Annotated in this window: 24 protein-coding genes; 7 read left to right on the top strand and 17 right to left on the bottom strand. The window is 63.9% G+C overall.

Annotated features, from left to right (window positions below; translation table 11 throughout):
- The first annotated feature begins 10 nt into the window (after window positions 1–10).
- Window positions 11–619 (top strand): DUF6969 family protein, encoded by a 609-nt coding sequence (locus tag Amn_RS21180; RefSeq protein WP_263006304.1) that lies wholly within the window; start codon window positions 11–13, stop codon window positions 617–619.
- Between the two features lie 60 nt (window positions 620–679).
- Here Amn_RS21180 and Amn_RS21175 read toward each other — a convergent pair whose 3' ends face one another.
- The 3 genes from Amn_RS21175 to Amn_RS21165 all read right to left on the bottom strand — a co-directional run bounded on the left by Amn_RS21175 (window position 680) and on the right by Amn_RS21165 (window position 4,643).
- Window positions 680–1,783, bottom strand: a complete 1,104-nt coding sequence (locus Amn_RS21175; protein ID WP_286291644.1) for a serine hydrolase domain-containing protein — start codon at window positions 1,781–1,783, stop codon at window positions 680–682.
- Between the two features lie 27 nt (window positions 1,784–1,810).
- Window positions 1,811–3,409, bottom strand: a complete 1,599-nt coding sequence (locus tag Amn_RS21170; protein WP_286291642.1) for an ABC transporter substrate-binding protein — start codon at window positions 3,407–3,409, stop codon at window positions 1,811–1,813.
- Window positions 3,410–3,488: 79 nt separating this feature from the next.
- Window positions 3,489–4,643 (bottom strand): NAD(P)/FAD-dependent oxidoreductase, encoded by a 1,155-nt coding sequence (locus tag Amn_RS21165; protein WP_286291640.1) that lies wholly within the window; start codon window positions 4,641–4,643, stop codon window positions 3,489–3,491.
- A gap of 114 nt (window positions 4,644–4,757) precedes the next feature.
- Here Amn_RS21165 and Amn_RS21160 point away from each other — a divergent pair, with 114 nt between their 5' ends.
- A complete protein-coding gene (locus tag Amn_RS21160; protein ID WP_154386860.1) occupies window positions 4,758–5,381 on the top strand; it encodes a helix-turn-helix domain-containing protein in 624 nt (207 codons plus the stop codon).
- Between the two features lie 45 nt (window positions 5,382–5,426).
- Here Amn_RS21160 and Amn_RS21155 read toward each other — a convergent pair whose 3' ends face one another.
- From Amn_RS21155 to Amn_RS21125, 7 genes are all read right to left on the bottom strand, one after another.
- On the bottom strand, window positions 5,427–6,563 hold the full coding sequence (locus tag Amn_RS21155) for an alpha-D-ribose 1-methylphosphonate 5-triphosphate diphosphatase (protein WP_286291635.1): 1,137 nt from the start codon (window positions 6,561–6,563) through the stop codon (window positions 5,427–5,429).
- A 1-nt stretch (window position 6,564) separates the two neighbouring features.
- On the bottom strand, window positions 6,565–7,272 hold the full coding sequence (locus tag Amn_RS21150; protein ID WP_286291633.1) for a DUF1045 domain-containing protein: 708 nt from the start codon (window positions 7,270–7,272) through the stop codon (window positions 6,565–6,567).
- A 99-nt stretch (window positions 7,273–7,371) separates the two neighbouring features.
- Window positions 7,372–8,757, bottom strand: a complete 1,386-nt coding sequence (phnE, locus tag Amn_RS21145; RefSeq protein ID WP_286291631.1) for a phosphonate ABC transporter, permease protein PhnE — start codon at window positions 8,755–8,757, stop codon at window positions 7,372–7,374.
- Between the two features lie 4 nt (window positions 8,758–8,761).
- Window positions 8,762–9,715, bottom strand: a complete 954-nt coding sequence (phnE, locus tag Amn_RS21140; protein ID WP_286291629.1) for a phosphonate ABC transporter, permease protein PhnE — start codon at window positions 9,713–9,715, stop codon at window positions 8,762–8,764.
- A 76-nt stretch (window positions 9,716–9,791) separates the two neighbouring features.
- A complete protein-coding gene (gene phnD / locus Amn_RS21135; protein WP_067966223.1) occupies window positions 9,792–10,703 on the bottom strand; it encodes a phosphonate ABC transporter substrate-binding protein in 912 nt (303 codons plus the stop codon).
- 91 nt (window positions 10,704–10,794) lie between these two features.
- Window positions 10,795–11,637 carry a phosphonate ABC transporter ATP-binding protein gene (phnC, locus tag Amn_RS21130; RefSeq protein ID WP_182575857.1) on the bottom strand — a complete coding sequence of 281 codons (843 nt, stop codon included), beginning with the start codon at window positions 11,635–11,637 and terminating at the stop codon, window positions 10,795–10,797.
- Window positions 11,638–11,858: 221 nt separating this feature from the next.
- The gene (locus Amn_RS21125) at window positions 11,859–12,197 is read right to left on the bottom strand and encodes a winged helix-turn-helix transcriptional regulator (RefSeq protein WP_182575858.1); all 339 of its coding nucleotides are present in this window, start codon (window positions 12,195–12,197) and stop codon (window positions 11,859–11,861) included.
- Between the two features lie 155 nt (window positions 12,198–12,352).
- On the opposite strand from Amn_RS21125, the gene Amn_RS21120 reads away from it, so the two are divergent.
- The 3 genes from Amn_RS21120 (at window position 12,353) to gltS (ending at window position 15,515) form a co-directional block, all read left to right on the top strand.
- Window positions 12,353–12,859, top strand: coding sequence for a GFA family protein (locus Amn_RS21120; protein ID WP_353622411.1), 507 nt, complete (start codon window positions 12,353–12,355; stop codon window positions 12,857–12,859).
- Window positions 12,860–13,086: 227 nt separating this feature from the next.
- On the top strand, window positions 13,087–14,109 hold the full coding sequence (locus Amn_RS21115) for a Tim44 domain-containing protein (protein ID WP_182575860.1): 1,023 nt from the start codon (window positions 13,087–13,089) through the stop codon (window positions 14,107–14,109).
- A 200-nt stretch (window positions 14,110–14,309) separates the two neighbouring features.
- On the top strand, window positions 14,310–15,515 hold the full coding sequence (gene gltS / locus Amn_RS21110; RefSeq protein ID WP_376769279.1) for a sodium/glutamate symporter: 1,206 nt from the start codon (window positions 14,310–14,312) through the stop codon (window positions 15,513–15,515).
- Window positions 15,516–15,522: 7 nt separating this feature from the next.
- On the opposite strand, the gene Amn_RS21105 is transcribed toward gltS, so the two are convergent.
- The 7 genes from Amn_RS21105 to phnG form a co-directional block, all read right to left on the bottom strand.
- Complete coding sequence (locus Amn_RS21105) at window positions 15,523–16,140, bottom strand: DapH/DapD/GlmU-related protein (protein ID WP_067958773.1); 618 nt, start codon at window positions 16,138–16,140, stop codon at window positions 15,523–15,525.
- Entirely contained in the window at window positions 16,137–16,844 is a 708-nt protein-coding gene (gene phnL / locus Amn_RS21100; RefSeq protein WP_067958777.1) for a phosphonate C-P lyase system protein PhnL, read from the bottom strand. The genes Amn_RS21105 and phnL overlap by 4 nt, the downstream gene beginning before the upstream one ends.
- Window positions 16,845–16,910: 66 nt before the next feature.
- Window positions 16,911–17,687: a phosphonate C-P lyase system protein PhnK gene (phnK, locus tag Amn_RS21095; RefSeq protein WP_067958780.1), complete on the bottom strand. Its 777-nt coding sequence runs from the start codon at window positions 17,685–17,687 to the stop codon at window positions 16,911–16,913.
- Window positions 17,684–18,565, bottom strand: coding sequence for an alpha-D-ribose 1-methylphosphonate 5-phosphate C-P-lyase PhnJ (locus Amn_RS21090; protein WP_067958784.1), 882 nt, complete (start codon window positions 18,563–18,565; stop codon window positions 17,684–17,686). The genes phnK and Amn_RS21090 overlap by 4 nt, the downstream gene beginning before the upstream one ends.
- A 234-nt stretch (window positions 18,566–18,799) precedes the next feature.
- Window positions 18,800–19,909, bottom strand: coding sequence for a carbon-phosphorus lyase complex subunit (locus Amn_RS21085; RefSeq protein ID WP_067958786.1), 1,110 nt, complete (start codon window positions 19,907–19,909; stop codon window positions 18,800–18,802).
- A gap of 1 nt (window position 19,910) precedes the next feature.
- The gene (gene phnH, locus Amn_RS21080; RefSeq protein ID WP_157097024.1) at window positions 19,911–20,516 is read right to left on the bottom strand and encodes a phosphonate C-P lyase system protein PhnH; all 606 of its coding nucleotides are present in this window, start codon (window positions 20,514–20,516) and stop codon (window positions 19,911–19,913) included.
- A complete protein-coding gene (gene phnG / locus Amn_RS21075) occupies window positions 20,516–20,980 on the bottom strand; it encodes a phosphonate C-P lyase system protein PhnG (RefSeq protein ID WP_067958793.1) in 465 nt (154 codons plus the stop codon). The genes phnH and phnG overlap by 1 nt, the downstream gene beginning before the upstream one ends.
- A gap of 86 nt (window positions 20,981–21,066) precedes the next feature.
- On the opposite strand from phnG, the gene phnF reads away from it, so the two are divergent.
- Together phnF and Amn_RS21065 are read left to right on the top strand one after the other, a co-directional pair.
- Window positions 21,067–21,852, top strand: coding sequence for a phosphonate metabolism transcriptional regulator PhnF (gene phnF, locus Amn_RS21070; RefSeq protein ID WP_067958795.1), 786 nt, complete (start codon window positions 21,067–21,069; stop codon window positions 21,850–21,852).
- Window positions 21,853–22,271: 419 nt separating this feature from the next.
- Window positions 22,272–23,381 (top strand): extracellular solute-binding protein, encoded by a 1,110-nt coding sequence (locus tag Amn_RS21065; RefSeq protein ID WP_067958797.1) that lies wholly within the window; start codon window positions 22,272–22,274, stop codon window positions 23,379–23,381.
- The last annotated feature ends 177 nt before the right edge of the window (window positions 23,382–23,558 follow it).

Raw genomic sequence — 23,558 nt, 5'->3', positions numbered from 1 at the left:
GAGGCCAAGGATGGACGAGATGAGAGTGGAGGCGGCGCGACAGGCGCTGTTTTGCGAGCAGGTGCTGGCGAAATCGAGCAGCAACGTGCTGCTCGAGACGCTGCGCGAGGCCAAGTCGGTGGCCGCCTGGGAGCATTTTCCCCAAGGCGACGTGTTCGACGCTGAGACGGGTGCGCAGTGGTATTACCACAGCCACCCGCCGCAGGAGGGGCAGGCCGAACACGGTCATTTCCATTGCTTCGTCAGGCCGGAAGGCGCCAACGGGCCGATCCACCACGTGGTGGCGGTCGGCGTCGACGCCTATGGCCGGCTGCTGCGTCTGTTCACCGTCAACCAATGGGTCGTCGGCGACAACTGGTTGGAAGCCGAGGCGACGATCGCGCTCTTGCCGCGCTTCGACCTACATTTTGCCCGGCCGTCCTACCTGGTCAATCGCTGGCTGAGTGCCGTGCTGGCGCTCTATGGCGAGGAGATCAGGGCGCTGATCCGCGAGCGCGACCGCGTACTGGCCGCGCATCATCAGGCGAATGGCGCTCCAGCGCGCGACGACCGCGCGCTGGAGGTGACGTCCGAACTCGGCGTTGACCTTCGCCAGATGGCCGCCGGCCTGGGCGTCTGAACGCATTGGAACTGCGCGTCGTGCTTTCCTGAAATCGGTCCCGATTTCGGGGCCGGTGCGCTATCCCCTCAGGATGATCCTGATGGCCTGGTCGAACACGGGGTGCATGCTGCTGGCATAGAAGGACAGGCGGTTGCCCGAGCCGGCATTGCAGGCCATGGCCACCGTCAGGCCGGACCTGGGCTCGTGCTGCATGACGGCGACGTAGCCCGGAATGCTGCCTTGGTGGCCGAAGAACGGGCGGTCAGCGTAGCTGCTCTGGAACAGGCCGGCACCTGTCTCGCGCATCCGGGTTCCGGGAAAGCTGACTTCTGCGCGGTTCTCGCTCATTTCGCGGAACAGCGGTGCCGGCAGGAGGCTGCCGTCAAACAGCCCGCGCATGAAGACCACCATGTCACTCGGCGTCGACACCATGTCGCCGCAGCCATAGGCGCCGGAAAAGGGAAAGCTGTCCGAGGAGTCCTGCAAATCGTCGGAATAGGGCAGCACGCCGTCCATGCGCCACATCTCGCCGCCTTCGGCCAGCGTCGCGACGGCACCTGTCACAGGCTTCGGACGATGATAGTAGCCGCGCACGATGCGCCCGGACGGAAAACTTTCGGTCGCCGGCGACCATGTGTCCTCGAGGTCGAGCGGTCCGAGGACCTTTTCGCGGAGATAGGCGCCGAGCGACAGGCCGGATGCCGCTTCGATCAGCATGCCGGCCAACACATAGCCGGTGTTGTTGTAGACCGCCGGGCCGCCGGGTGCAGTCTGCCCGCCGACGTTGAAGGCGAGCTCGACCAGTTGGGCCGGCGTCCAGGTCCGACTCGGGTCCATCGGGATGTCGTATTCGAACTCCGGCAAGCCGCCGCGATGGTTGATCAGCTGGCGCACCGACACCTCGCCCGATCGCGGCAGGTCGGGGAACCAGGCTGAAATCGGCGCGCCGAGATCGACCTTGCCGTCCTCGGCGAGCTTCATCAGCGCCGCCGCGACGAAGGTCTTGGTGCAACTGCCGATCTTGAACAGCTGGTCCGGTGTGACGGGCAGGTTGAGCTGCTTGTCCGATACGCCCGCGGTGACGGCAACGACCTCGCCGTCGCCACGCGCGAAGGCGAGGGAGGCGCCTACCGCGCCCTCGGCGCGGTAGGTTTCGAGCAGACGGTTCAGGTCTTCGCGCATGACTGTCTGCTTTCTCCGTTGCTTGCCTTACTCGGCGACGTCGACGGCGGCGAAATTCTGCCGGCCGAACGGATCCATCACATAGTTGAGCACGCTCTTGCGCACCGGGATCGAGACCACCGAATGGGCGATCGGCGCTTCAGGCACCTCTGCCTTCAGGATCGCCTGAGCGGCGCGGTAGATCTCGGCGCGCTTCTCCGGATCTGATGTGACGCGGCCGGCAGCGAGCAGCTTGTCGAACTCGGGATTGCACCAGCGCGAACGGTTCGAGCCACCCTTCACACCGTCGCAGGCAAAAGAGAAGGACAGCATGTTGTCGGGATCACCGTTGTCGCTCGAACCGCCGAGCAGATAGGCGTCGTGCTCGCCCTTGCCGGTCCGGGTCAGGTATTCGCCCCACTCGAAGGTGACGACCTCCGACTTGACGCCGACAGCCGCCCAGTCGGCCTGGATCATTTCGGCCATGCGGCGGGCATTGGGGTTATAGGGGCGCGACACCGGCATGGCCCAAAGCTTGATATTGGTGCCGGCGTCGAGGCCTGCTTCCTGCAGCAGCTTCTTGGCGCCTTCCGGATCGTAGTCGATCGCGGCGTCGGTGACCGCACCGAGCTGCATCGGCGGCACCACGGAGCCGGCGAGGCTGCCCGCGCCCTGGTAGACGGCCTCGACGATCGCCTGGCGGTTGATCGCCTTGGCGAGTGCCGTGCGCACGCGCACGTCGCCCAGCGGCTTGTGCTCGGTGTTGAAGCCGACGGAGCCGATGTTCTGGCCCGGCTGGCTGAGGATGTCGATCTCGGGATTGTCCCTGATCTCGGCAAGTGCGGCGGCCGGTGGCGGTGCGGCGACCTGGCACTCATTGGCCTTGACGCGGGTGACGCGGACGACCGGCTCCGGCGTGATGGCGAAGATCAGCGTGTCGATCTTGGGCGCGCCGTTCCAGTAGTCCTTGTTGGCGGCGTAGCGGATCTGCGCGTCCTGCTGGTAGGCCTGCAGGATGAAAGGTCCGGTGCCGACCGGGCGCTGGTCGATGACCTCGGGCGTGCCGGCGGCGACCATCTTTTCGGTCTGCTCGAGCGACAGGATCGAGAGGTAGTCGAGCGCGACCCCGGCGAGGAAGGTGACGTTGGCTTCGGTCAGGGTGAAGCGCACCGTATAGTCGTCGACCTTCTCGATGCTCTTGATCATCGAGCCCATGCCGAGGCCGAAGAAGTACTCGTAAGATGCGTTCGACAGCTTGTGATAGGGGTTCGCGGTGTCGCGCTGGCGTTCGAAGGTGTAGAGCACGTCGTCGGCGTTGAACTCGCGCGATGGCGTGAAGGTGTCGTTGGAATGGAACTTCACGCCCTTGCGGAGATGGAAGGTATAGACCTTGCCGTCTTCGGAGACGTCCCATTTCTCTGCCAGGGCAGGTCCGACTTCGGTGGTGCCCGGCTTGAATTCGACGAGGCGGTTGAAGATCGTCTTGGCAGCCGCATCCATGGTGGAGTCCGCCACCGTCAGCATCGGGTTGAAGGTCTCGGGGCTGGCCTCCGAGCAATAGACAAGTGTCTTGGCGTAGGCCTGGCCGCCGAACATCATGGTCGAGGCGACAAGCGCCGAACGCAGAAACATGCCAGAAGAAGTCATTGTTATCGCTCCCTTTATGGTTGGTTGTGGCGCGCAGCGGTTCTCCTCCCACAGCGCCGAGATGCTTGCTGCCTGAGGTCTACGTGCCCACGGCGCCGATGCCGTTCGCCTGCACGAAACGGTCCGGCGCGAGCGCGCCATAGGTTATGCCGAGTTCGACGAGATCATCAGGCAGTGGCTCGCCGCGCATCAGTGCCGATCCCAAACGGGCCAATGTCAGCGACACCTGGAAGCCGTAGCCGCCCTGGCCGCCGAGCCAGAAGAAGCCGGGCAGGCGGGGGTCGAAGCCGACGACCGGCGTGCGGTCTGGCGCAAAGGTTCGCAAGCCGGCCCAGGGCGTCGACGGCCGGCCGACATCGAGACCGGTCGCTTCCTCGATGTTGTAGGCGGCGGTGGCGACGTCGACGTCCTCGGGATAGGCGTCGCAGGGTTCTGTGTCGGCCTCGTCGGCGAGTGAGCCGATCAGGCGGCTTGCATCAGGCTTGAAATAGAAGCGCTCGTGCAGGTCGACGACGAGCGGCCATCTGCGCACATCGACGCCGGCGGGCGGGTCGAAAAGGAAGGCGGTGCGCCGCTTGGGCATGAAGCCCAGGCCGGACAGGCCGGCACGGCCGGCGATGACGTCGACCCACGCGCCTGCCGCGTTGACGACGATGTCGCCGTCGTGGATGCCCGACGCCGTGATGACGCGGAAGCCTTCCGGCGTGCGCTTGATTTCGAGCACATCAGCGCCGGTAACGATCTTGCCGCCCGATACCTTCAGTGCCGAGGCCTGGGCCTGGACCATCTTGCCGGTGTCGATGTCGACGGCACCCGGTTCGTAGACGGCACCGCAGGTCCGCTCCGGCGCGATCAGCGGCACCAGCTCGCTAACGTCCCGAGGCGACAGCCGCCGCACTGATGGCACCAGTGCCTGGTACTCTGCAGCGAGCTTGTCGATGGCATCGTCGTCGTCGGGGCCGCCGAAATGCAGGGCGCCACGCACATGCTCGATGAAGCCGCCATCGATGATGGCCTGCCGGCTTGCCACCGACAGGGCGCGGACCAGCGTGTTGCCGTAGGTTTCGGTGAACAGGGCAGCGGAGCGCCCGCTGGCGTGGTAGCCGAGCTGGGATTCGCGTTCGATCACCGTCACCTCGGCCCATTGCTGGACTGCGGCTGCGAGCGAAAGGCCGGCAATGCCGCCGCCAATGACGATAACTCTGGGGGTGTGGGACGTGGAATGCATGGCCATTCGTAAAATCATTTTCTGATCTGGTCAATAATTAGCGGATAGGAAAAATATGGGTGAATCTTGCGACAAGGAAGGAGTTGGACTAGCTAACATAGTCAGGTGATGGAGATGCCAATGTCCGAACAGCCGAATCTCGGCGACTGCCTGCGCAACCTGAGACGGCAACATGGCTGGACGCTTCAGGACGTCAGCCACCTCACCGGCGTCGCGGTGTCGACGTTGTCAAAAGTCGAGAACGACCAGATGTCGCTGACCTACGACAAGCTGCTGCAGATATGCGGCGGGCTCGGCATCCATGTCACCGAGCTGTTGAGTGGCGATTCAAAGCAGCCCACGGCGCGTACGCGCCGGTCGGTGACGTCGAAGAGCACGACGCTGCGCCAGCTGACGCGCAACTACGACTATTATTATCTCGCCACCGATCTGGTGCGAAAGCGGATGGTGCCGATTCTGGCCGATGCACGGGCGCGCACACTCGAGCAGTTCGGTCCGCTGACCAGCCATGCCGGCGAGGAGTTCCTGATCGTGCTGAAAGGCGAGATCGAGGTCCACACCGAGCAATATGCGCCGGTGCGGCTCAAGGCTGGCGAAAGCGTCTATATCGACAGCACCATGGGCCACGCCTACCTCTCGGTCGGCGAGGGCGATGCGGAAATGCTGTGCGTCTGCTCCGGCGACGAGCCCGATATGGAGCAGACCCTGATCGGCCTCAATGAGGAAGAGAAGGTCGGCGCCTAGAGCGTCTTGCTGGAAGTTGCAAAACGCGCCAGTTCCTGGAGTGGCTTAGGCGACACGGCGGCCTTCGCGCCAGACGGTGCGCACGACCGGCACATGTTCGTCGACCCGCACTCGCACCAGATCGCCACGGCGCCCGGCTTCGATGACGCCGCGGTCGGTCAGGCCGACGGCGTCTGCCGGGTTCTTCGACACCATCGCCATTGCCTGCGGCAGAGAGATGCCGTCGACGACTTCGCCAAGGAAGAAGGCCGACTGGATCAGGCTGAAGGGGATATAGTCCGACGACAGGATGTCGAGCAGGCCGTGTTCGGCAAGGGCACGGGCCGAGACGTTGCCTGAGTGCGAGGCGCCGCGCATGACGTTGGGCGCGCCCATCAGCACGCCGAGGCCGGCCCCCTTCGAGGCGTTGGCGGCTTCGAGCGTGGTCGGAAATTCGGCGACGCGGATGCCCTGCGCGATCGCCTCATCGACATGTGCCGTGGTGGCGTCGTCATGGCTCGCCAGCACGATGCCGCGCGCGTGGCAGGCAGCTGAGATCGCCCCACGGTTGGGGGCCGAATTGCGGGCGGAATCGCCCATGCGCTTGTCGCAGAATTTCTGGAACTCGACGTCGTTCAGCTTGAGCTTGCGCTGGTAGTAGTAAGCGTAGGTTTCGAGGTTGACGAACTGGCGCTGGCCGGGCGCGTGGTCCATCAGCGAGGCCAGCTTGACGCGGTCATCGCCGTCGAACACGGCAAAACTGTCCTGGCAGTCGCCGGCCGAGACTTCGCAGCGCAGATGGATGAAGTGATCGGCGCGGACGCGGTCGGCGCGCACGCTGTCCTCGATCGCATCGGCAAGCAGGCGCATGTCGGCTGAGGTCATGTCGGCATCCTCGTCCATGCCGACGCGTAGCGCGTCGAACACGGTGGTGATGCCGGCCGACGCCACCTGCGCGTCATGGGCAAGCACGGCGGCGATCGGATTCCAGCGCACGCGCGGTCGCGGCGCGTAATGGCCTTCGAGATGGTCGGTGTGAAGTTCGACGAGGCCGGGAATGACGTAGTCGCCGCCCATGTCTTCGCCGATGGCGCTCGGGCCGGTCGAAATCTCTGTTATCCTGCCGTCACGGACGACGATCGAGCCGTCGATCACGTCGTCCGCCAGGACGATACGGGCATTCTTCAGGACAAGGTCGGTCATCTCAGGCGGTCTTTCTTTCAGCTTGCTTGCCCAGTGCGCGATAGGTCCGCACCTCGAAGGGCGCACCCGGAGACGGCTCGACGAACAAGGCCAGGCCGTCCACCGGTACCGGCTTGTCGAGCGTGTCGCCAAGGCATTCCTCAATTGCGGTGCGGACGCGCGCGGCTTCTTCGGCAGCGATGCGGCCGGTCAGGGTCATGTGGAAACGGAAGGTATCGAAGACGTAAGGATAGCCCCACTGGCTGAGGTTGCGGCATTCGCGCGGCGACAGCGCGTCGGGGTTGCGTCGGGCGATCTCGGCGTCGCTCAATTGAGCGCGGAACGGCTCGAACGCCGTCACCACATTGCCGGCAAAACTGTCGAGTTCAGGCAGCGGTTCGGCAGGAACCAGCGCAAAGAAGCCATCGATCTGGGCGAGCTTCAGGCGCGGTATGTCGAACGGCACGGTGGAATTTGCGAAGGCGTCCAGCGCATCGATGAGCGCAGCCTCGGACATGCCGTCGGCGAGACGGAACGGCGCCTTGAGCGTGGCGTGGAAGCCGTAGCGGCGAGCTGCTGCCGTATGGAACGCAACCTCCGCGGCCGACAGCGCGCCAAACGCCTTTGTCGCCGTGACTGCGCCGCCAAACGCGTCGCGCCCGAGCCAGCCGGCCGCGATGCGGCACAGCGGATCATCGTGCTCGGGCGTGAAATAGATGGCGTAGCGCATGGAGAGGTTCCTGGAAGGCCGTGCGATAGATGATTTGCGTGACAGTTTGACGAAGTAGTGGCCGACTTTGCTGCCTTTGCAAGGGCCGGCCACATTTGTTCAGTGATTGGCCTTGTTGCCGATCAGGCGTTGGCGCAATGCAGTCGAGATGTTGTCGAAGATGAACACCACGATCAGGATCAGCAGCACCATATAGGCGACGTTTTCCCAGTCGGAATTGGTGCGCATCGCTTCCCACAGCTTGAGGCCGATGCCGCCGGCGCCCACGGCGCCGATGATGGTGGCCGAACGGGTGTTCGATTCCCAGAAATAGAGCGACTGGCTGATCAGCACCGGCAGCACCTGCGGCACGACGCCATAACGCTGGACCGAGGCGGGCGAGGCGCCGACAGAGCGCATGCCTTCGCGCTGCTTGTCGTCGATGTTTTCCAGCGCCTCGGAGTAGAGCTTGCCGAAGGTGCCGGTGTCGGTGAAGAAGATTGCCGAGATGCCGGCGATCGGGCCGGGCCCGAAGGCGCGGGTGAAGAACAGTGCCCAGATCAGCATGTCGACCGAGCGCAGGAAGTCGAAGAAGCGTTTGGCGACCTGGTTGACGAGGCGGTTACGGGTGATGTTGCGCGCCGCAAGGAATGCCAGCGGGAAGGCGAGCAGGCTGGCGAAGAGCGTGCCGACGAAGGCCATGACGATGGTCTGGGCGAGCTTGAGCCAGACGTCGCCGTGCTGCCATTCCGAATTGTTGACGATGTTGTCCCAGGCAAGGGCGGCGTTGGACCTGTTGGGGTCTAGACGTTCACCAGAGGAGATCAGTGACAGCACTTCGCTCGTCGATTTACCCCAGAAGGGCGAGTTGGCGTCGAAGACGAAGTTCTCCCAACCGAAGAAGCGGTGGCGGATCTTGACGTCGTCCTCATCGATCTGCAGGCCGCCGGCAAAGCCGAAATCGGCAAGGATCTTCTGGCTCGGGGCTTTCTGCGTCGCCCAGGTGGGCAGGGAACCAGTGACCGAAAGGCTCTGGCCCGGCACGATGGTCACGTCAAGAGTTTCGCCGCCATGGGCGACCATCACGCGATCAGGCGCGATGTCTATCGTCGTGGCGGTTCCGATATGGGCAACGACGCGATCGGCAGGCGCCTTGTTGCCGGCGATGGCGGCGCCGGCCGGCTGGGTGATGTCGAGCCAGTCTGGATGGCGGTCGGCGCGATAGGACGAGAAGCGTGCGTAGCTGATGTCGAGGCGGTCGTCCTTGAAGTCGATCTGCGGCCGCACCTCGTAGGAAACCCAGTCGGCGAGGTAGGTGCCGGCGATGCCCCAGTTGCCGCCGGCAAGCACGGCACCGACGGCGAAGAACCACCAGGCGAAGGCGAGATAGGCGACAAGGCCCAGACCAACGGCCCAGCCGGTCAGGGCCTTGCGCCAGGAGCCGGCGAAAACGTCGGGATGGCGCTCGGAGATCGCCTGCATGTCGGTCAGGGAAAGGGTGGTCATGATCTTAGTCCCCACGGCCGAAGGAGAAGGCCTGTTCGCCAACCAATCTCTTGCGCAGCCAGGCCGAGAACTGGTCGACCGCTACGATGGTGCAGAACAGGAGGATGATGATGGCGATGGTCTTGGCTTCGTGGTTGCGGCTGATCGACAGGCGTAGTGCTTCGCCGATGCCGCCGCCGCCGACAGCGCCGATGATGGTCGAGGCGCGGACATTGATCTCGAGGCGCAGCAGGCCGTAGCTCAGGAAATTGGGCATCACTTGCGGCACGATGCCGAACCAGACACGCTCGGGCCAGTTGCCGCCGACGGCGCGCAGGCCTTCGTCGGCCTTCATGTCGGCATTCTCGACCACCTCGAAGAACATCTTTCCGAGCGCGCCTATAGTGTGCAGCGACACCGCGATGATCGCCGGTATCGCGCCCATCGAGAGGATGGCGAGGAAGAAGCCGGCGATGACGATCTCGGGGAAGGCGCGCAGGATTTCGAGGAAGCGGCGGACGAAAAAGCGCAGCCAGCGCTGGGTGACGAGGTTGGAAGCCGCCAGGAAGCAGAGCAGGAAGCCGACGGCGAAACCGATCAGCGTCGAGACCAACGCGATGTTGATCGTCTCCAGCATCTTGTAGACGTATTCGGGCATGTAGACCGAGCCGAACAGATACATCCGCCCTTCGGGGTAATCGAATTTCAGGCTGCCGTCGGCATAGGGCGAAGGCAGGTCGAACATGGCGCGCCAGACCTCGAGGCCGTCGCGCGGGATCAGCTGGTCTACGAAATCGAAGAAATGCGGCAGCCGGTCGAAGAACTTGCCGGCGTTGCTGTCATTGGCGAACCAGAGCGATCCGGACAGCGCGATGAAGAGGAAGAACAGGCCACCCGCCGTATAGAGGCGGCGGCGACTGGCGAGTTCGCGCCAGTGCTGCTCGACCGCGAGGCCGGCTTCCGAGAGGGGCATTGTCATTGGGGTTCCGTCCGATCCCGGATAAAAAGGGACGCGCCGCGATTGCTGCGCGGCGCGTCCGAGTTGCCTTCGGGGCTTAGCTGCCGATCTGCGCCTTACGGGCGTCGATCACAGGCTGGTAGAATTCCGGGGTGACTTCGGTGAAGCCCTTGAAGTCGCCGCCCTGGATGGCCGCGAAGCAGGCCGGATCTGTCTCCGGCAGCTTGACCATGTAGTCCTTGAACTTGCTCTTGATGTCTGCATCGAGCGACGTGCGCACGACGATCGGGCCGTTCGGGATAAGCGGCGACTTCCAGACTTCGACCAGGTCGTCCATGTCGAGGATGCCCTTGTCGACCATCTTCTTCAGGTTGCCCGAGGTGTAGCCATCCTTGAACTCGCCGACGCCCGAACCAAAGGTCGTGCCGGCGTCGAAGGTGCCCTTGAGCACTTCGAGGACGAGGTTCTCATGGCCGCCGCCGAAGCCGGTCTCGGCGACGAAGTCCTTGACGGCGACGCCGCCGAGGTCCTTCGGCAACGAGGTGACCGGGATCAGGTAGCCCGAGGTCGAGTCAGGATCGGCGAAGCCGAGCTTCTTGCCCTTGAGGTCTTCGAGCTTGGTGATGCCCGAGTCCTTCTTGGCGACCATGATCGAGTAGTAGCCGGTGGCGCCGTCGGTCTGGACGGTGGTCAGGATCGGCTCGACCGCGTCCTTGTTCTGCAGGTAGATCTTGGCGTAACCCGAAGCGCCGAGTTCGGCGTAGTCGAGCGTGCCGCCGAGCAGTCCCTGGATGGTGCCGTCATAGTCGGCGGCCGGGAACAGCGACACCTTCTCGACGCCGATGGCCTTGGGCAGCTGGTCGACGAGGCACTGGAAGTTGCGCAGGCGGTCGGCTTCGTTTTCGCCGCCGATCAGGCCGATGCGGAATTCCTTGAGGTCGGCGGCATTGGCCGAACCGATCGCCAGCACGGCGAGCGAAGCGGCACCCAGAAGTGCTTTCTTGAACATCACAGTTCTCCAGTTTGGCCCAGCACCTTGCCGGGTCATTGCAGTTGATGATTACCGGCCCTTGACGTGGGCGAGACGAACGCGAGCAGCCTCAGGCCGGGGCGTAGGCCGGTTCGAGAGGTGCGGCGGATACGGGAACCCTGACCTTGACCGGGCGGATGCTGGTCGAGGTGATGGCTTCGGAAATTTCAGTGCCGTCGGCGTCGGCACCGTAGACGAGGCGCACGGCCTCGATGGTGAGGTCTTCGGGCGCGCCGTCGAAGACCACAGCGCCGCCCTGCATGCCGATGATGCGGTTGCAGTAGGTGCGTGCGGTGTCGAGCGTGTGCAGATTGGTGATGACGGTGATGCCGTCGCGCAGGTTGATGTCGCGCAACGCGTCCATCACCACCTTGGCGTTGAGCGGGTCCAGCGAGGCGATCGGCTCGTCGGCGAGGATCAGCTTGGGCTCCTGCATCAGGGCACGTGCAATGGCGACGCGCTGCTGCTGGCCACCGGACAGGGTTCCAGCCGGCTGGAGGGCGGTGCGGGCGATGTCGAGGCGCTCAAGTGCGGCGATCGCCCGGATGCGCTCTTCACGCGTAAAGATCGAGAGCAGGTTGAGCGCGGTGGAGCGGTGGTTGAGGCGGCCGAGCAGGACGTTGGTCAAGACGTCGAGGCGCGGGACCAGGTTGAACTGCTGGAAGATCATGGCGCAGTCGCGCTGCCATCGGCGCAGCTGCGTGCCGCGCAGCGACGACACTTCGGTGCCGTCGAAGGAAATTGAGCCCTCGCTCGGGTCGATCAGGCGGTTGATGGTCTTGAGCAGGGTCGACTTGCCGGCGCCGGAGCGGCCGATGATGCCGACCATCTGGCCCGGCTGGATTTTGAGGTTGACGCCGTTGACGGCGACATTCTTGCCGAAGCGGCGCGTCACGTTGCGGATTTCGAGCATCTTGGCTTCCCTGTCCCGTCGGGCCTTTTCGCCCTTGTCTGCGATGGGCCTAGACCCGGGACGTGAAGCTGCAATGTCGGGACCATGTCAGTTTTGTTACGATGCACAGGCCGAAGCGCGAAAAACACGGCTTTTGAGGGCAAATATCGCTGCTTTTTGGAATCCCGTTTCTGAAATCGGCTTTCGCGAACCGCGATGGCCCGCTGTGATCTCTGCCTGTGTCAGGCCGCCTGTTGGCGGTCTTTCCAGTTCTCGTGCTGCTTGCCCCATGCCGACATTGCTGTCACGGCATCGTTCAGGCTCAAGCCCAGCGGCGTGATCGAATATTCGACGCGCGGCGGCACCTCTTCATAAGCATGCCGGCTGATCAGCCCGTCGGTCTCCATCTGCCGCAATTGTTGCGTCAGCACCTTCTCGCTGATGCCCGGCAGCAAGCGGCGCAGTTCGGCAAAGCGATGGGGCCGCAGGTGCAGTTGCCACAGCAGCGCGGTTTTCCACTTGCCGCCGATGGCCTGCATGGCTGCGGCAAAACCGCAGCTGTCCGGTTCCTTGTGCCTCATCTTCCAGCTCCTGTCATGATATCAACGGCTTACTTCAAAGTGCGTACTTCTCAATGCAGTGACGGTACATATGTTTGGTCCGAGCGCGCGCCAAACATGAACCAGCCCCTCGTCGCAAGGGGCCTTCGCATTTCGGAGAAAAATCGTGAATATAGATGTCTGCGTGCTCGGCACGGGCCGTATGGGCTCGTCCATTGTCCGAACTTTGTTCGACCAGGGCTACCAGCATGCATGACGGGGAGACGAAACGCACCGCCACCTGTTCGTGTCGCGGCGTGAAACTCGTCCTCGCCGGGGAGCCGAGACGAGTCTATGCCTGCAGTTGCACCGAGTGCCAGAGATGCACCGGGACGGCATTCTCCTACCGCGCCATCTATGCGGATTCCGCCGTCGTTAGCCAGGAAGGCGAGACCAGGTCGTGGCGGCGAGCCGGCGCGTCGGGACAATGGCTGGAGCAGACATTCTGCACCACCTGTGGATCGGTCGTCTTCATGCGGGCGGAAGCGTTGACGGCGGCGCTGTCGGTCTCGGTTGGCTGCCTGGAGGATCAGGGGTTCCCGGCGCCGGTCGTGCTCCACTGGCCGAACAGCAAGCACGATTGGCTTTGTCTCGAAGGTGTGCCCGAGGCGGGCTCGCCTCGAAAGGGAAATCACAAGGAGTAGTACGAAAACCAGGCAGCTGGCTGTCAGCATTGTACTCAAGCGCAGCCCGCTGACGGCCGCAGCTGCCGGTCGGACATAAGGTCCACTTGCGGAAATCCTGGAAAAAGCATGACGAATCAATATCTTGCCGAATTTCGGCAAGAATCTGCCAAAACTTGGCCTGCAAACCCTGACACTACAGTTGTTAGTCATTATATGAGGGCGGACGACACTTTGAGGATCCGCTGATGAAATTGTCCCGAACGACCCGCTTCGCCACGCTTTTCGCGGGCCTGTTCCTCGCCTTCTCCATGATTGCCGTCGACCACGCCGATGCACGGCGCGGCGGCAGCTTCGGCAGCAGGGGTACGCGTACCTTCCAGTCGGCGCCGCCGACCCGCACCGCGCCGCAGCCGACCGCGCCGGTCGAGCGTTCGATGACGCCCAACACCGGTCAGGCAACCAACCCGGCCGCCACCAGTGCAGCCCGTCCTGGCGCGACTGCACCGCAGCGCCCCGGCTTCATGGGCGGCTTCGGCGGCGCGATGATCGGCGGCCTGCTGATGGGTGGCCTGCTCGGCATGATGATGGGCCAAGGCTTTGGCGGCATCGCCGGCATGTTCGGCATGCTGATGCAACTGCTGCTGATCGGCGGCGCCATCTGGCTCGCCCTGCGCTTCTTCCGTTCGCGCCAAGCCACCGGTCCGGCGATGGCCGGCGCGGGTGCCGGCGGCGGTAACTTCAACTACCGCGACGCGGCACCGTCTGGAGACAGCGGCAAGGCCAATGGCGGCAGCCGTTCGTTCAGCATTCCGAGCATCGGCAGCAGCCGCGCCGAGGCCGCGCCGCAGCAGCCTGCCAGCAAGGACATTACCGTGTCGGGCGAAGATCTCGACACGTTCCAGCGCCTGCTGACCGAGGTCCAGGAAGCGTTTGGCCGCGAGGACCACAAGGCGTTGCGTCGCCTGGTGACGCCGGAGATGGTGTCCTATCTCTCGGAAGAATTGGCCGACAACGCTCAGAACGGCGTCCGCAACGACGTGACCAACGTCCAGCTCCTGCAGGCCGACATTGCCGAAAGCTGGAACGAAGGCGACCGCGACTACGCCACTGCGGCAATGAACTATTCGTCGATCGACGTGACCCGCAACCGCACGACCGGCGAAGTGGTGGACGGCGACGCAAACGAGCCGAGCGAGACGACCGAGCTGTGGACCTTCGTCCGCCAGAACGGCGGCGACTGGCAGCTCTCGGCTATCCAGGACGCCTGAACCGTTTCAGACTGATTACAACGCCCGCGGTCTTCCCTTTCAGGGAGGCGCGGGCGTTTCCGCGTCGGGCGGTGCCTGCTCGGTTGCGCCGCAAATCCAATTGCTCTCGAAATTATTCTGGGCAAGGTTGAGAGCTCGGGAGATCGGGATCATCCGATCCGGCACCTTCGTTCGGGTGTCCAGGCGAAGCTCGGATGGCCATGGCCGACAATGTTTTCGTTTCGCCAGATTTCCTGACGCTCACGCTCGGCATCATCGTCTATTTCGTCGGCGTGCTGCTCAACCGTCACATTGCTTTCCTGCGCAACTACAACATACCAGAGCCGGTCACCGGCGGGTTTCTCGCGGCCGTGGCCGTTTTGGCGTTCTACCAATTGTCAGGCACGGAGATCGTCTTCGAGATGACCACGCGCGACAGGCTGCTGGTCATCTTCTTTGCCACCGTCGGCGTCAATGCGCGGCTGGTCGACCTGCTGGTCGGGGGACGGGCGTTGGCGGTGTTGTGCGTGCTGACCGTGCTTTTCGTCTTTCTGCAGAATGGCGTCGGCACGCTTGGAGCCTGGCTGTTCGGCCTGCCCTCTGCTGCAGGCGTCATCATGGGGTCGATCGCCTTTGTCGGTGGCCATGGCACGACGATTGCCTGGGCGCCGGCGATCGCCGCAGAGCACGGTTTTCCGGCCGCCCTTGAAGTCGGCACCGCCGCGGCGACGCTCGGGCTGATCGTCGCCAGCGTCCTCGGCGGGCCGGTGGCAAAGTTCCTCATCGAGCGTGGCAAGCTAACCGCCGACGCGAGCGGACCCGACGGGGAATCGGCCGTCGCCCGGGCGGAGGCCGCGCCGATCGACAAGTCGAACTTCATGCAGGCGCTTTTGCTGGTCAACGTCGCCGTGGTGCTCGGCTATTTGGTTCACGGCCCGGTCACGGCGATGGGCGTGAAGCTGCCATTGTTCGTGCCTTGCCTGATCATGGGGGTCGTCCTGTCGAACACGATCCCCTACATCTTTCCGCGCATGCCATGGCCAGCGCGCTCGCCCGCAATGTCGCTGATCTCCGACTATTCGCTCTCGGCCTTCCTCGCCATGTCGCTGATGAGCATGCAGCTCTGGACGCTTGCCGGGGTTGCCGGCCCGCTGCTGGTCGTCGTTGCCATGCAGGCGCTGCTCGCTGTGGCCTTCATCCTGATCGTGCTGTTCCCGCTTTTGGGAAGAGACTACCAGGCGGCGGTGCTGAGCGCCGGCTTTACCGGCCTTTCGCTCGGCGCCACGCCCACCGCCATCGCGTCGATGACGGCGGTGACCAGGCACTATGGCCCGTCACCGAACGCCTTCATCATCCTGCCGCTGGTCTCGGCGTTTTTCGTCGACCTGGTCAACATGATCGCGATCCAGTTTTTCCTGGCGGGGTGAGGGCTCCTCAGCCGCCGTGCTTTTCCAGGAACTCTTCCGCCGAGAGGTTGCGGAAATCGTCGAGGGCAACGCGCAGCCTGGCGTGGTCCCAGTCCCACCAAGCCAGCGCCTGGAAGCGATCCGCTGTCGTGCGGTCGAAGCGCTCGCGCAGCGGCTTGGCGGGCACGCCGGCGACAATGGTGTAGGGCGCGACATCCTTGGTGACGACAGCGCCCGAGCCGACCGCCGCGCCGTCGCCGACGGTAACGCCCGGCAGCACCGTCGAGCCGTGGCCAAGCCAGGTGTCGTGGCCGATGGTCACCGCGTTCGACCGGCGCCATTCGAAGAACTCGGTCTCGTGGCTGGCATCTTCCCAATAGTCCGAGGCGCGGTAGGTGAAGTGATGCAACGTCGGCCGCCAGGTCGGATGGTTCGTGGCGTTGCAGCGCACGCTTGCTGCGATGTTGGAGAATTTGCCGACCGTCGTGCACCACAGGCTGCAGTCCTGCATGACGTAGGAGTAGTCGCCGAGCGAACTTTCGCTGATGCGGGTGCGCTCGGAGACTTCGGTCCAGCGGCCGAGCGTCGACTGCGTCACCTCGGCCGATGGGTGGATCCAGGGCTGTTCGGACAGCTTGCGGCTCATGCTGCGACCTTTCCGGCGGCAAATGTGGTGACGTCGATGATGCGGTCGGCGACCGCCTCGCGCACGTCGGCGTCGTGGAAGATGCCGAGCAGGGCCACACCCTTCAGCTTCTTCTCCTCAATCAGTCCGATCACCACCTCGCGGTTGGTGGCGTCGAGCGATGCCGTCGGCTCGTCGAGCAGGAGCACCGGATGGTCGGTGATGAAGCCACGGGCGATGTTGACGCGCTGCTGCTCGCCGCCGGAGAAGGTGGCGGGCGGCAGGCTCCACAGACGTTCCGGCAGGTTCAGCCGGCCGAGCAGTTCCGAGGCGCGGGCATGAGCCTCGGAGCGTTCGGTGCCGCGGGCGACCAGCGGCTCGGCGACGACGCCGAGTGCCGAGACGCGCGGAACGGTGCGCAGGAACTGGCTGACATAGCCGATGGTGTCGCGACGCACCGAAAGCACGGTGCGCGGATTGGCAGTGGCAAGATCGACAAGCTGGCCATGGTGATCGACGATGATCTGGCCCTGGTCGACGCCGTAGTTACCGTAGACCATCTTCAGGATCGAGCTCTTGCCGGCGCCAGAGGGGCCACCGAGCACGGCGCATTCGCCAGCCCTGACCGAGAACGAGACATTGGCGACCACCGGCAGGCGGATGCCGCCACGCAGATGCATGGTGAAGGCCTTGGAGACCTCCGAGACGATGAGGGGAGTGGCCATGTCAGAATCTTTCCTTGATGAGCATGATCTTGCCCGAAAACCGGGAACCACTTTTCGGGACCATGCTCAGACCTGCAGGATGGAGGAGACGAGGAGCTGGGTGTAGGGCGCGCGCGGATCATCGAGCACACGGTCGGTGAGACCGGCTTCTACGACATCGCCGTCCTTCATCACCATCATGCGCTGCGACAGCAGCCGTGCGACGGCGAGGTCGTGGGTGACGACGATGGCCGCGAGGCCGAGGTCGGTGACCAGTCCGCGCAACAGGTCGAGCAGGCGTGCCTGCACCGACACGTCGAGGCCGCCGGTCGGTTCGTCCATGAACACCAGCCGCGGGCCGGTAACGAGGTTGCGGGCGATCTGCAAGCGCTGGCGCATGCCGCCCGAGAAAGCGCGGGGTTCGTCGTCGATTCGCTCCTCGTCGATCTCGACGCGGCCGAGCCAATCGACTGCGGTAGCGCGGATGTTGCCATAGTGGCGGTCACCGACGGCCATCAGCCGTTCGCCGACATTGGCGCCGGCCGACACAGTCATGCGCAGCCCGTCGGCGGGGTTCTGGTGAACAAAACCCCAGTCGGTGCGCATCAAGAAGCGGCGCTCGGCCTCGCTCATGCGGTAGAGGTCGCGCCACTGGCCGTCGCGCATGCGGTAGCTCGCAGTGCCCGACGTCGGCAGCAGCCGCGTCGACAGGCAGTTGAGCAAGGTGGTCTTGCCCGAGCCGGATTCACCGACGATGGCCAGCACTTCGCCCGGCCAGAGGTCGAAGGAGATGTCCTCGCAGCCGATGCGCGAACCGTAATATTTGGACAGCGCCGTAACGCGCAGAAGCGGTTCATCGGTCATTGGGCAGGCTCCAGGATATCGGGCGAGAGGTGGCCGCGATGGCCGCAGGCCTGGCGCGTCTCGCAATGGTCGGTGTCGGAACAGACGAACATGTGCCCGCCCTTGTCATCGAGGATGACCTCGTCGAGATAGACCTGCGCGGCCCCGCACAGCGAACAGGGCTGGTCGAAGGTCTGGATCTCGAAGGGATGGTCCTCGAAATCGAGGCTGACCACCCTGGTGAAGGGCGGCACGGCATAGATACGCTTCTCGCGGCCGGCGCCGAACAGCTGAAGCGCGGGCGACATGTGCATCTTGGGATTGTCGAACTTCGGTGTCGGCGAGGGGTCCATCACGTAGCGGCCCTCGACCTTGACCGGATAGGCATAAGTCGTGGCGATGCGGCCGTGCCTGGCGATGTCCTCGTAGAGCTTGACGTGCATCAGCCCGTATTCCTCGAGCGCGTGCATCTTCCGTGTCTCGGTCTCTCGCGGTTCGAGGAAGCGCAGCGGCTCGGGGATCGGAACCTGGTAGACCAGCGTCTGACCCTCGGTCAGCGGATATTCCGGGATACGGTGACGGGTCTGGATGATCGTCGCCTTCGCCGTCTCGGTGGTCACTGCGACATCGGCGACCTTCTGGAAGAAGGCGCGGATCGAGACGGCATTGGTCGTGTCGTCGGCGCCCTGGTCGATGACCTTGAGCACGTCCTCAGGACCGATGATCGCGGCGGTCACCTGCACGCCGCCGGTGCCCCACCCATAGGGCATCGGCATTTCGCGGCTGGCGAACGGCACCTGGTAGCCGGGAATGGCAATGCCCTTGAGGATCGCCCTGCGGATCATCCGCTTGGTCTGCTCGTCGAGATAGGCGAAGTTGTAGGTTGCGATGTCAGACATGGCAGGCAGATCCGATTTGCGCTAACTCTTTACCGTGTTGACCATCGCAACGAGGGGGAGCCGCATGGATTCTTCGGGGTGGATTCGTGTCTTGGTGCTGGTGGCCCTTGCTGTAACTGCTGTCGCATTTTTCGCGCGGAGCAAGCCAAAGCCGACAAGGCGAGCCTGGGAGAATGATGGTGCTCCGGAACGCGACCTCGGCTCCTGACATTTGGGCGATTGAGTTGGGAGAACTCATTCGGCTGCCTCCCTTGTCTCGGTCTGATCTGTAGCTTGACGCTTTTCATGCTCGCCGCGCATGCGGCGGACGAGGTCGAGTTCGGCCTGGAAGTCGACATAGTGCGGCAGCTTCAGGTGTTCGACGAAGCCGGTCGCCTGGACGTTGTCTGAGTGCGAGATGACGAACTCTTCGTCCTGCGCGGGGGCGGTGATGTCCTCGCCCAGTTCGCCGGCGCGCAGCGCGCGGTCGCACAATGACATTGCCATGGCCTTGCGCTCGGACTGGCCGAAGACCAGCCCGTAGCCGCGGGTGAACTGCGGCGGCGCCTTGGCCGAGCCCTTGAACTGGTTGACCATCTGGCACTCGGTTACGCGGATGCGGCCGAGGCTTATGGGGAAGGGCAGTTCAGGTACGTCGAGCTCGAGCTCGACCTCGCCGATGCGGACCTCGCCGACGAAGGGATGGCTGCGGCCATAGCCGCGCTGCGTCGAGTATCCGAGCGCCAAAAGAAAACCCTCGTCGCCGCGCGACAGCGCCTGCAGGCGGATGTCGCGCTCCATCGGAAACTCGAGCGGCTCGCGAGTGATGTCACCCGTGAGGTGGTCCTCGGGCAGCTCGCCGTCGGCCTCGATCAGCCCTTCATGGGCGAGGATCTCGGACACACGCGCCATACGCTGGCCGTCGCCTTCGCGCTGCTCAGGAGTGGCCACCTCGGCATCGGTGGCGAGTTCCGGGTCGAGCAGGCGGTGGGTGTAGTCGAAGGTCGCGCCGAGCAGCTGGCCGCCGGGCAGGTCCTTGTAGGTCGCCGAGACACGGCGCTCGACCTGCATGGCAGCCGTGTCGATCGGCCTCGTGTAGCCGAAGCGCGGCAAGGTGGTGCGATAGGCGCGGACGAGGAAGATCGCCTCGATCAGGTCGCCGCGCGACTGCATGATGGCGAGCGCGGCAAGCTCACGGTCATAGAGCGAGCCTTCCGACATGACGCGGTCGACGCCGAGCGCCAACTGTTCGACGATCTGCTCGATGCGCAGCGACGGCACCGAGCGGTCACCGCGGCGGCGGTCGGCGAGAAGGCGATGGGCGTTGGCAATGGCGGCTTCGCCGCCTTTGACAGCAACGTACATATCAGGCCTCCATCGTCTTGACGCGGACAGTGCGGGGCAGGCAGGCGACCGCTCCGGGCGCCGCCAGGATCACATCGACGCCGCGCGGGAAGCGGGCGCCATTCTGCTTCCACTGCTCGACGAAATGGCGCGGCAGAGGCGTCGGCGCGATGCTGTCAGTCGTCTCGATGCCGGGGCCCTCGAGATGCAGCGGCGCGCCATCGGTCAGGCTGTCGACCTGCAGGATCAGTGTCGTCGAGCGATCGGGATATTCCTGCGTTCCTTGCGCAAAGTTTTCGAGCGAGATCAGGTTGGCCGGGTTGGCGACAAGGGCGAAATGCGCGTCGGCCGGTGTCGCGGCCAGCGGCGCGCCGGTGTGGAAGCCGAGCCAGGACTTTGCCGACGAGACCTGCAGCCCGGCATCGAGCCAGAGCGGAGTGTCGTGGTCGCACAAGGTCAACGCCACCGCGCCTGCGGTTGCCGCCAGCGGTGCAGGCGGCTGTGCCAGGCCAGCTACCTGCTGGACCGTTCCGGGACGCGCCATGGCGTCCATGACGGCGCGGAATACCGTCTGGGCATTAAAAACCGGGGCGGCAAAGCCGCCGTCAATCACATCCATCTGATCCATCAGTCCTCTCCACGCACCATGGTGAAAAAGTCGACCTTGGTCGCTGCCGTCTCGGCACGACTGGTCGCATCGGCTTCGGCTTGTGCGGCACGCAACGGTGCGATGACCTTCTCTTCGATGTCGGCGCGGCGGTCGGCATTCTGCCAAAGGGCATCAGTGATGGCCGAAAGGCGGGCCTTGTCCTTGTCGCGGCCGAGCGCATAGGAATGGCCGATCTCGCCGCTCGGCAAACGCACCGTGGCGCGGGTCACCGTCGCCTCGCCGAAGTTGAACGGCGCGCCGCCGCCGCCGATACGGCCACGAACCGACACGAGACCGGTCTCCGGTCCGCGCAGCATCTCGGCTTCGCCAGAAATGCCTGCCGCCGCGCACAGCCGCTTCAACTCGTCCACTGGTGCTAGCGAAAGCGCCGCCATGGCCGTCTTGCGCGCCGTCTCCAGTTCTCTTTCCTGCCGTCGGTCCATCGCTTTCGCTGCTCCACTTCACATTTGTCTATTGTTCTATACAATCGAACAACTTACAATGGGCTTGTAGCGAGGCTCCGTGACGGATGCATGACAAGTCGCAAACTGGGACGGTGGATTTGAGCGGGCAGGGACGAGAACAGGCGGTGACACGCAAGAGCGGGGTGGCGCTGTGGCGCCAGATCGCCGACCAGATCAGGCAGGCGATATCGGCTGGAACTCTGGGCGCCGATGGCAAGCTGCCGCCCGAAATGATCCTATCCGAACGCTTCGGCGTCAATCGCCATACCTTGCGCAGTGCCATTGCCGCGCTTGTCCAGGAAGGTGTGTTGCGCGCCGAGCAGGGGCGCGGCACTTTCGTCGAGAGCCGCCAGAAGCTCTCCTACCCAATTTCGGCGCGGACGCGCTTTTCCACAGGGCTGCGCGAGCAGACACGCGAGCGCCGCAGCATCCTCCTGGCCGACGCCATAGAGCCTGCCCTCGGCCGTGTCGCCGAAGCCCTGGGGCTTGCGCCGGATGCGCCGGTGCTCCGGCTGGAAACGCTGAGCGAGGCCGACGGCCGGCCGGTGTCGCGCGCGACGAGCTGGTTCGACGCCGAGCGCTTCCCCGACTTCGCACGGGTCTACGCCGAGACCGCGTCGATCACGCTCGCTTTCCAGCATTTTGGAATCGAGGACTATTTCCGCAAGTCGACACTGGTTTCGGCGCGCCATGCCGATGCCGCCGACCTGACCGATCTCAAGCTGTCCGCCGGCGCCATCGTACTCGTCGCCTGGGCGATCAACGTCGACACCGCAGGCGTGTCGGTCCAGTACGCTGAAACCCGCTTTGTCGCCGACAGGGTCGAGCTCAGCGTCTCGACGGAGGCCTGAGGTTCCAGCTATTTGCCGCGGCCGCCAAGGCGCATGGCGGTTCATCTCAGCGTATCGTCGATTCCTGGCGTTTGGATGCGATTCCCATGGCCGTGCTTAGTTGGCTGCTAGCGCAAACCTATGCGGGGTCTGCTGGCTGCATATGTTGGTGGGCAAACAAGATTCTTTCTAACAATGCTTGACATTTGTCCGGTTTAGAGAAAAATTCCAGTTTAGTGGAATTTGCGGACGGAATGTCGGAATTCAGGACTGGCTTGGTGGAGGACTTTGCGCCAGTTCATTAGTAGTCTGTAAAACACCGCTGAGAATACCTCTTCGCCGGCTTGTCGGTCGCGCAGTCCTTTCGACTGCGTGAGGGCGGGTTTTATTGCGCGGCGAAAGCCGTGCGCGTGATCGATATTATCCAAATGGGGAACATAATGAACAATATTCTGGTACCGAACCGCCGTACCGCGCTGAAGATGCTTGGTGGTGGCGCCGCCGTCCTTGCCATGCCCGCCGTGATCCGCCCGACCCCCGGCTGGGCTGCGAACGGCGTGTTGAACATCACCACCTACGACAAATTCCTGCCGCAGGAATTCCTCGACAAGTTCCAGAAGGACAGTGGAATTCAGGTCAACATCCGGCTGACCGACGACCAGGGCAAGCAATACAATCTGCTCACCGCCGAGGGCGCAAATCCTTCGACCGACATCGTCACCGTCGCCGGCCATCGTTATTCGCAGTTCATCGCCTCGAAGCTGCTGCAGCCGCTCGACACCGGCAAGATTCCGAACTGGAAGAACCTCAACCCGGCCTACCAGAACGCTGCCTGGGCGCGCGTCGACGACAATCTCTGGGGCCTGCCGATCCTCGCCGGCTATGAGGGGCTCGCCCGCAATGTCGACTATGTGAAGGAAGCGCCGAGCTGGGAGATCATGTTCGACCCGCAGTACAAGGGGCAGACCTCCTATATCGTCAGCGATTTCATGACCATCGTCATGCAGTATCTCGGCCATGACGGCGACTTCGTCAGCTATGTCGACAAGGCCGACGTGGCGCAGAAGGCGACCAACGAAGCGCGCGACTTCCTCATCAAGCACAAGGACATGGTGCGCAAGTACTATGACGCCGGCTCGGAAGTGCAGCAGATGTTCATCAACGAGGACATTTATCTCGGCCATTCCTGGTCGGGTCCGGCTGCCAAGCTGATCATGGACGGTCATCCGATCAAGCTGTCGGTGCCGAAGGAAGGCACGTTCGGCTTCTGCTATACGCTCAACGTCGTCAACAACGCGCCCAACGCCGAGAACGCCTACAAGCTGCTCGATGCCGTGCTGGCAAGCCCGGAGGTGGGGGCCGCAATGACCCGCCAGTCGGGCTACAGCTCGACGATCAACGGCGTCGCCGACCTGCTCAACGACCGCGAAAAGCTCGCCTCGACGCTGCCCCAGGAAGAGCTTGAGCGCATCGTCTTCTTCTCGTCGGTCAATCGCGACATGAAGAACGAGATGATCGACCGGGCGACCGCTGAGGTCAAAGCGGCCTGACGAGGCGAAAGCCTCGCACGGCCCATCGCCTGTCCCGGAGCGCTGCGACGATCTCCGGGACAGGCTGCCGGCCTGTCATGTGCATGACCCTCGAAAATCGGGCACGGTTTTCGGGTGGGCTCATGCACCGGTTCAGAGAGTTACAGCGTTCTGAGCGAGGCGCTGTAGTCCCACAAC

It is taken from the genome of Aminobacter sp. Y103A, from assembly GCF_030294925.1.
GTDB classification, from domain to species: domain Bacteria; phylum Pseudomonadota; class Alphaproteobacteria; order Rhizobiales; family Rhizobiaceae; genus Aminobacter; species Aminobacter ciceronei.
This window is presented reverse-complemented; position numbering and strand designations above follow the sequence as displayed.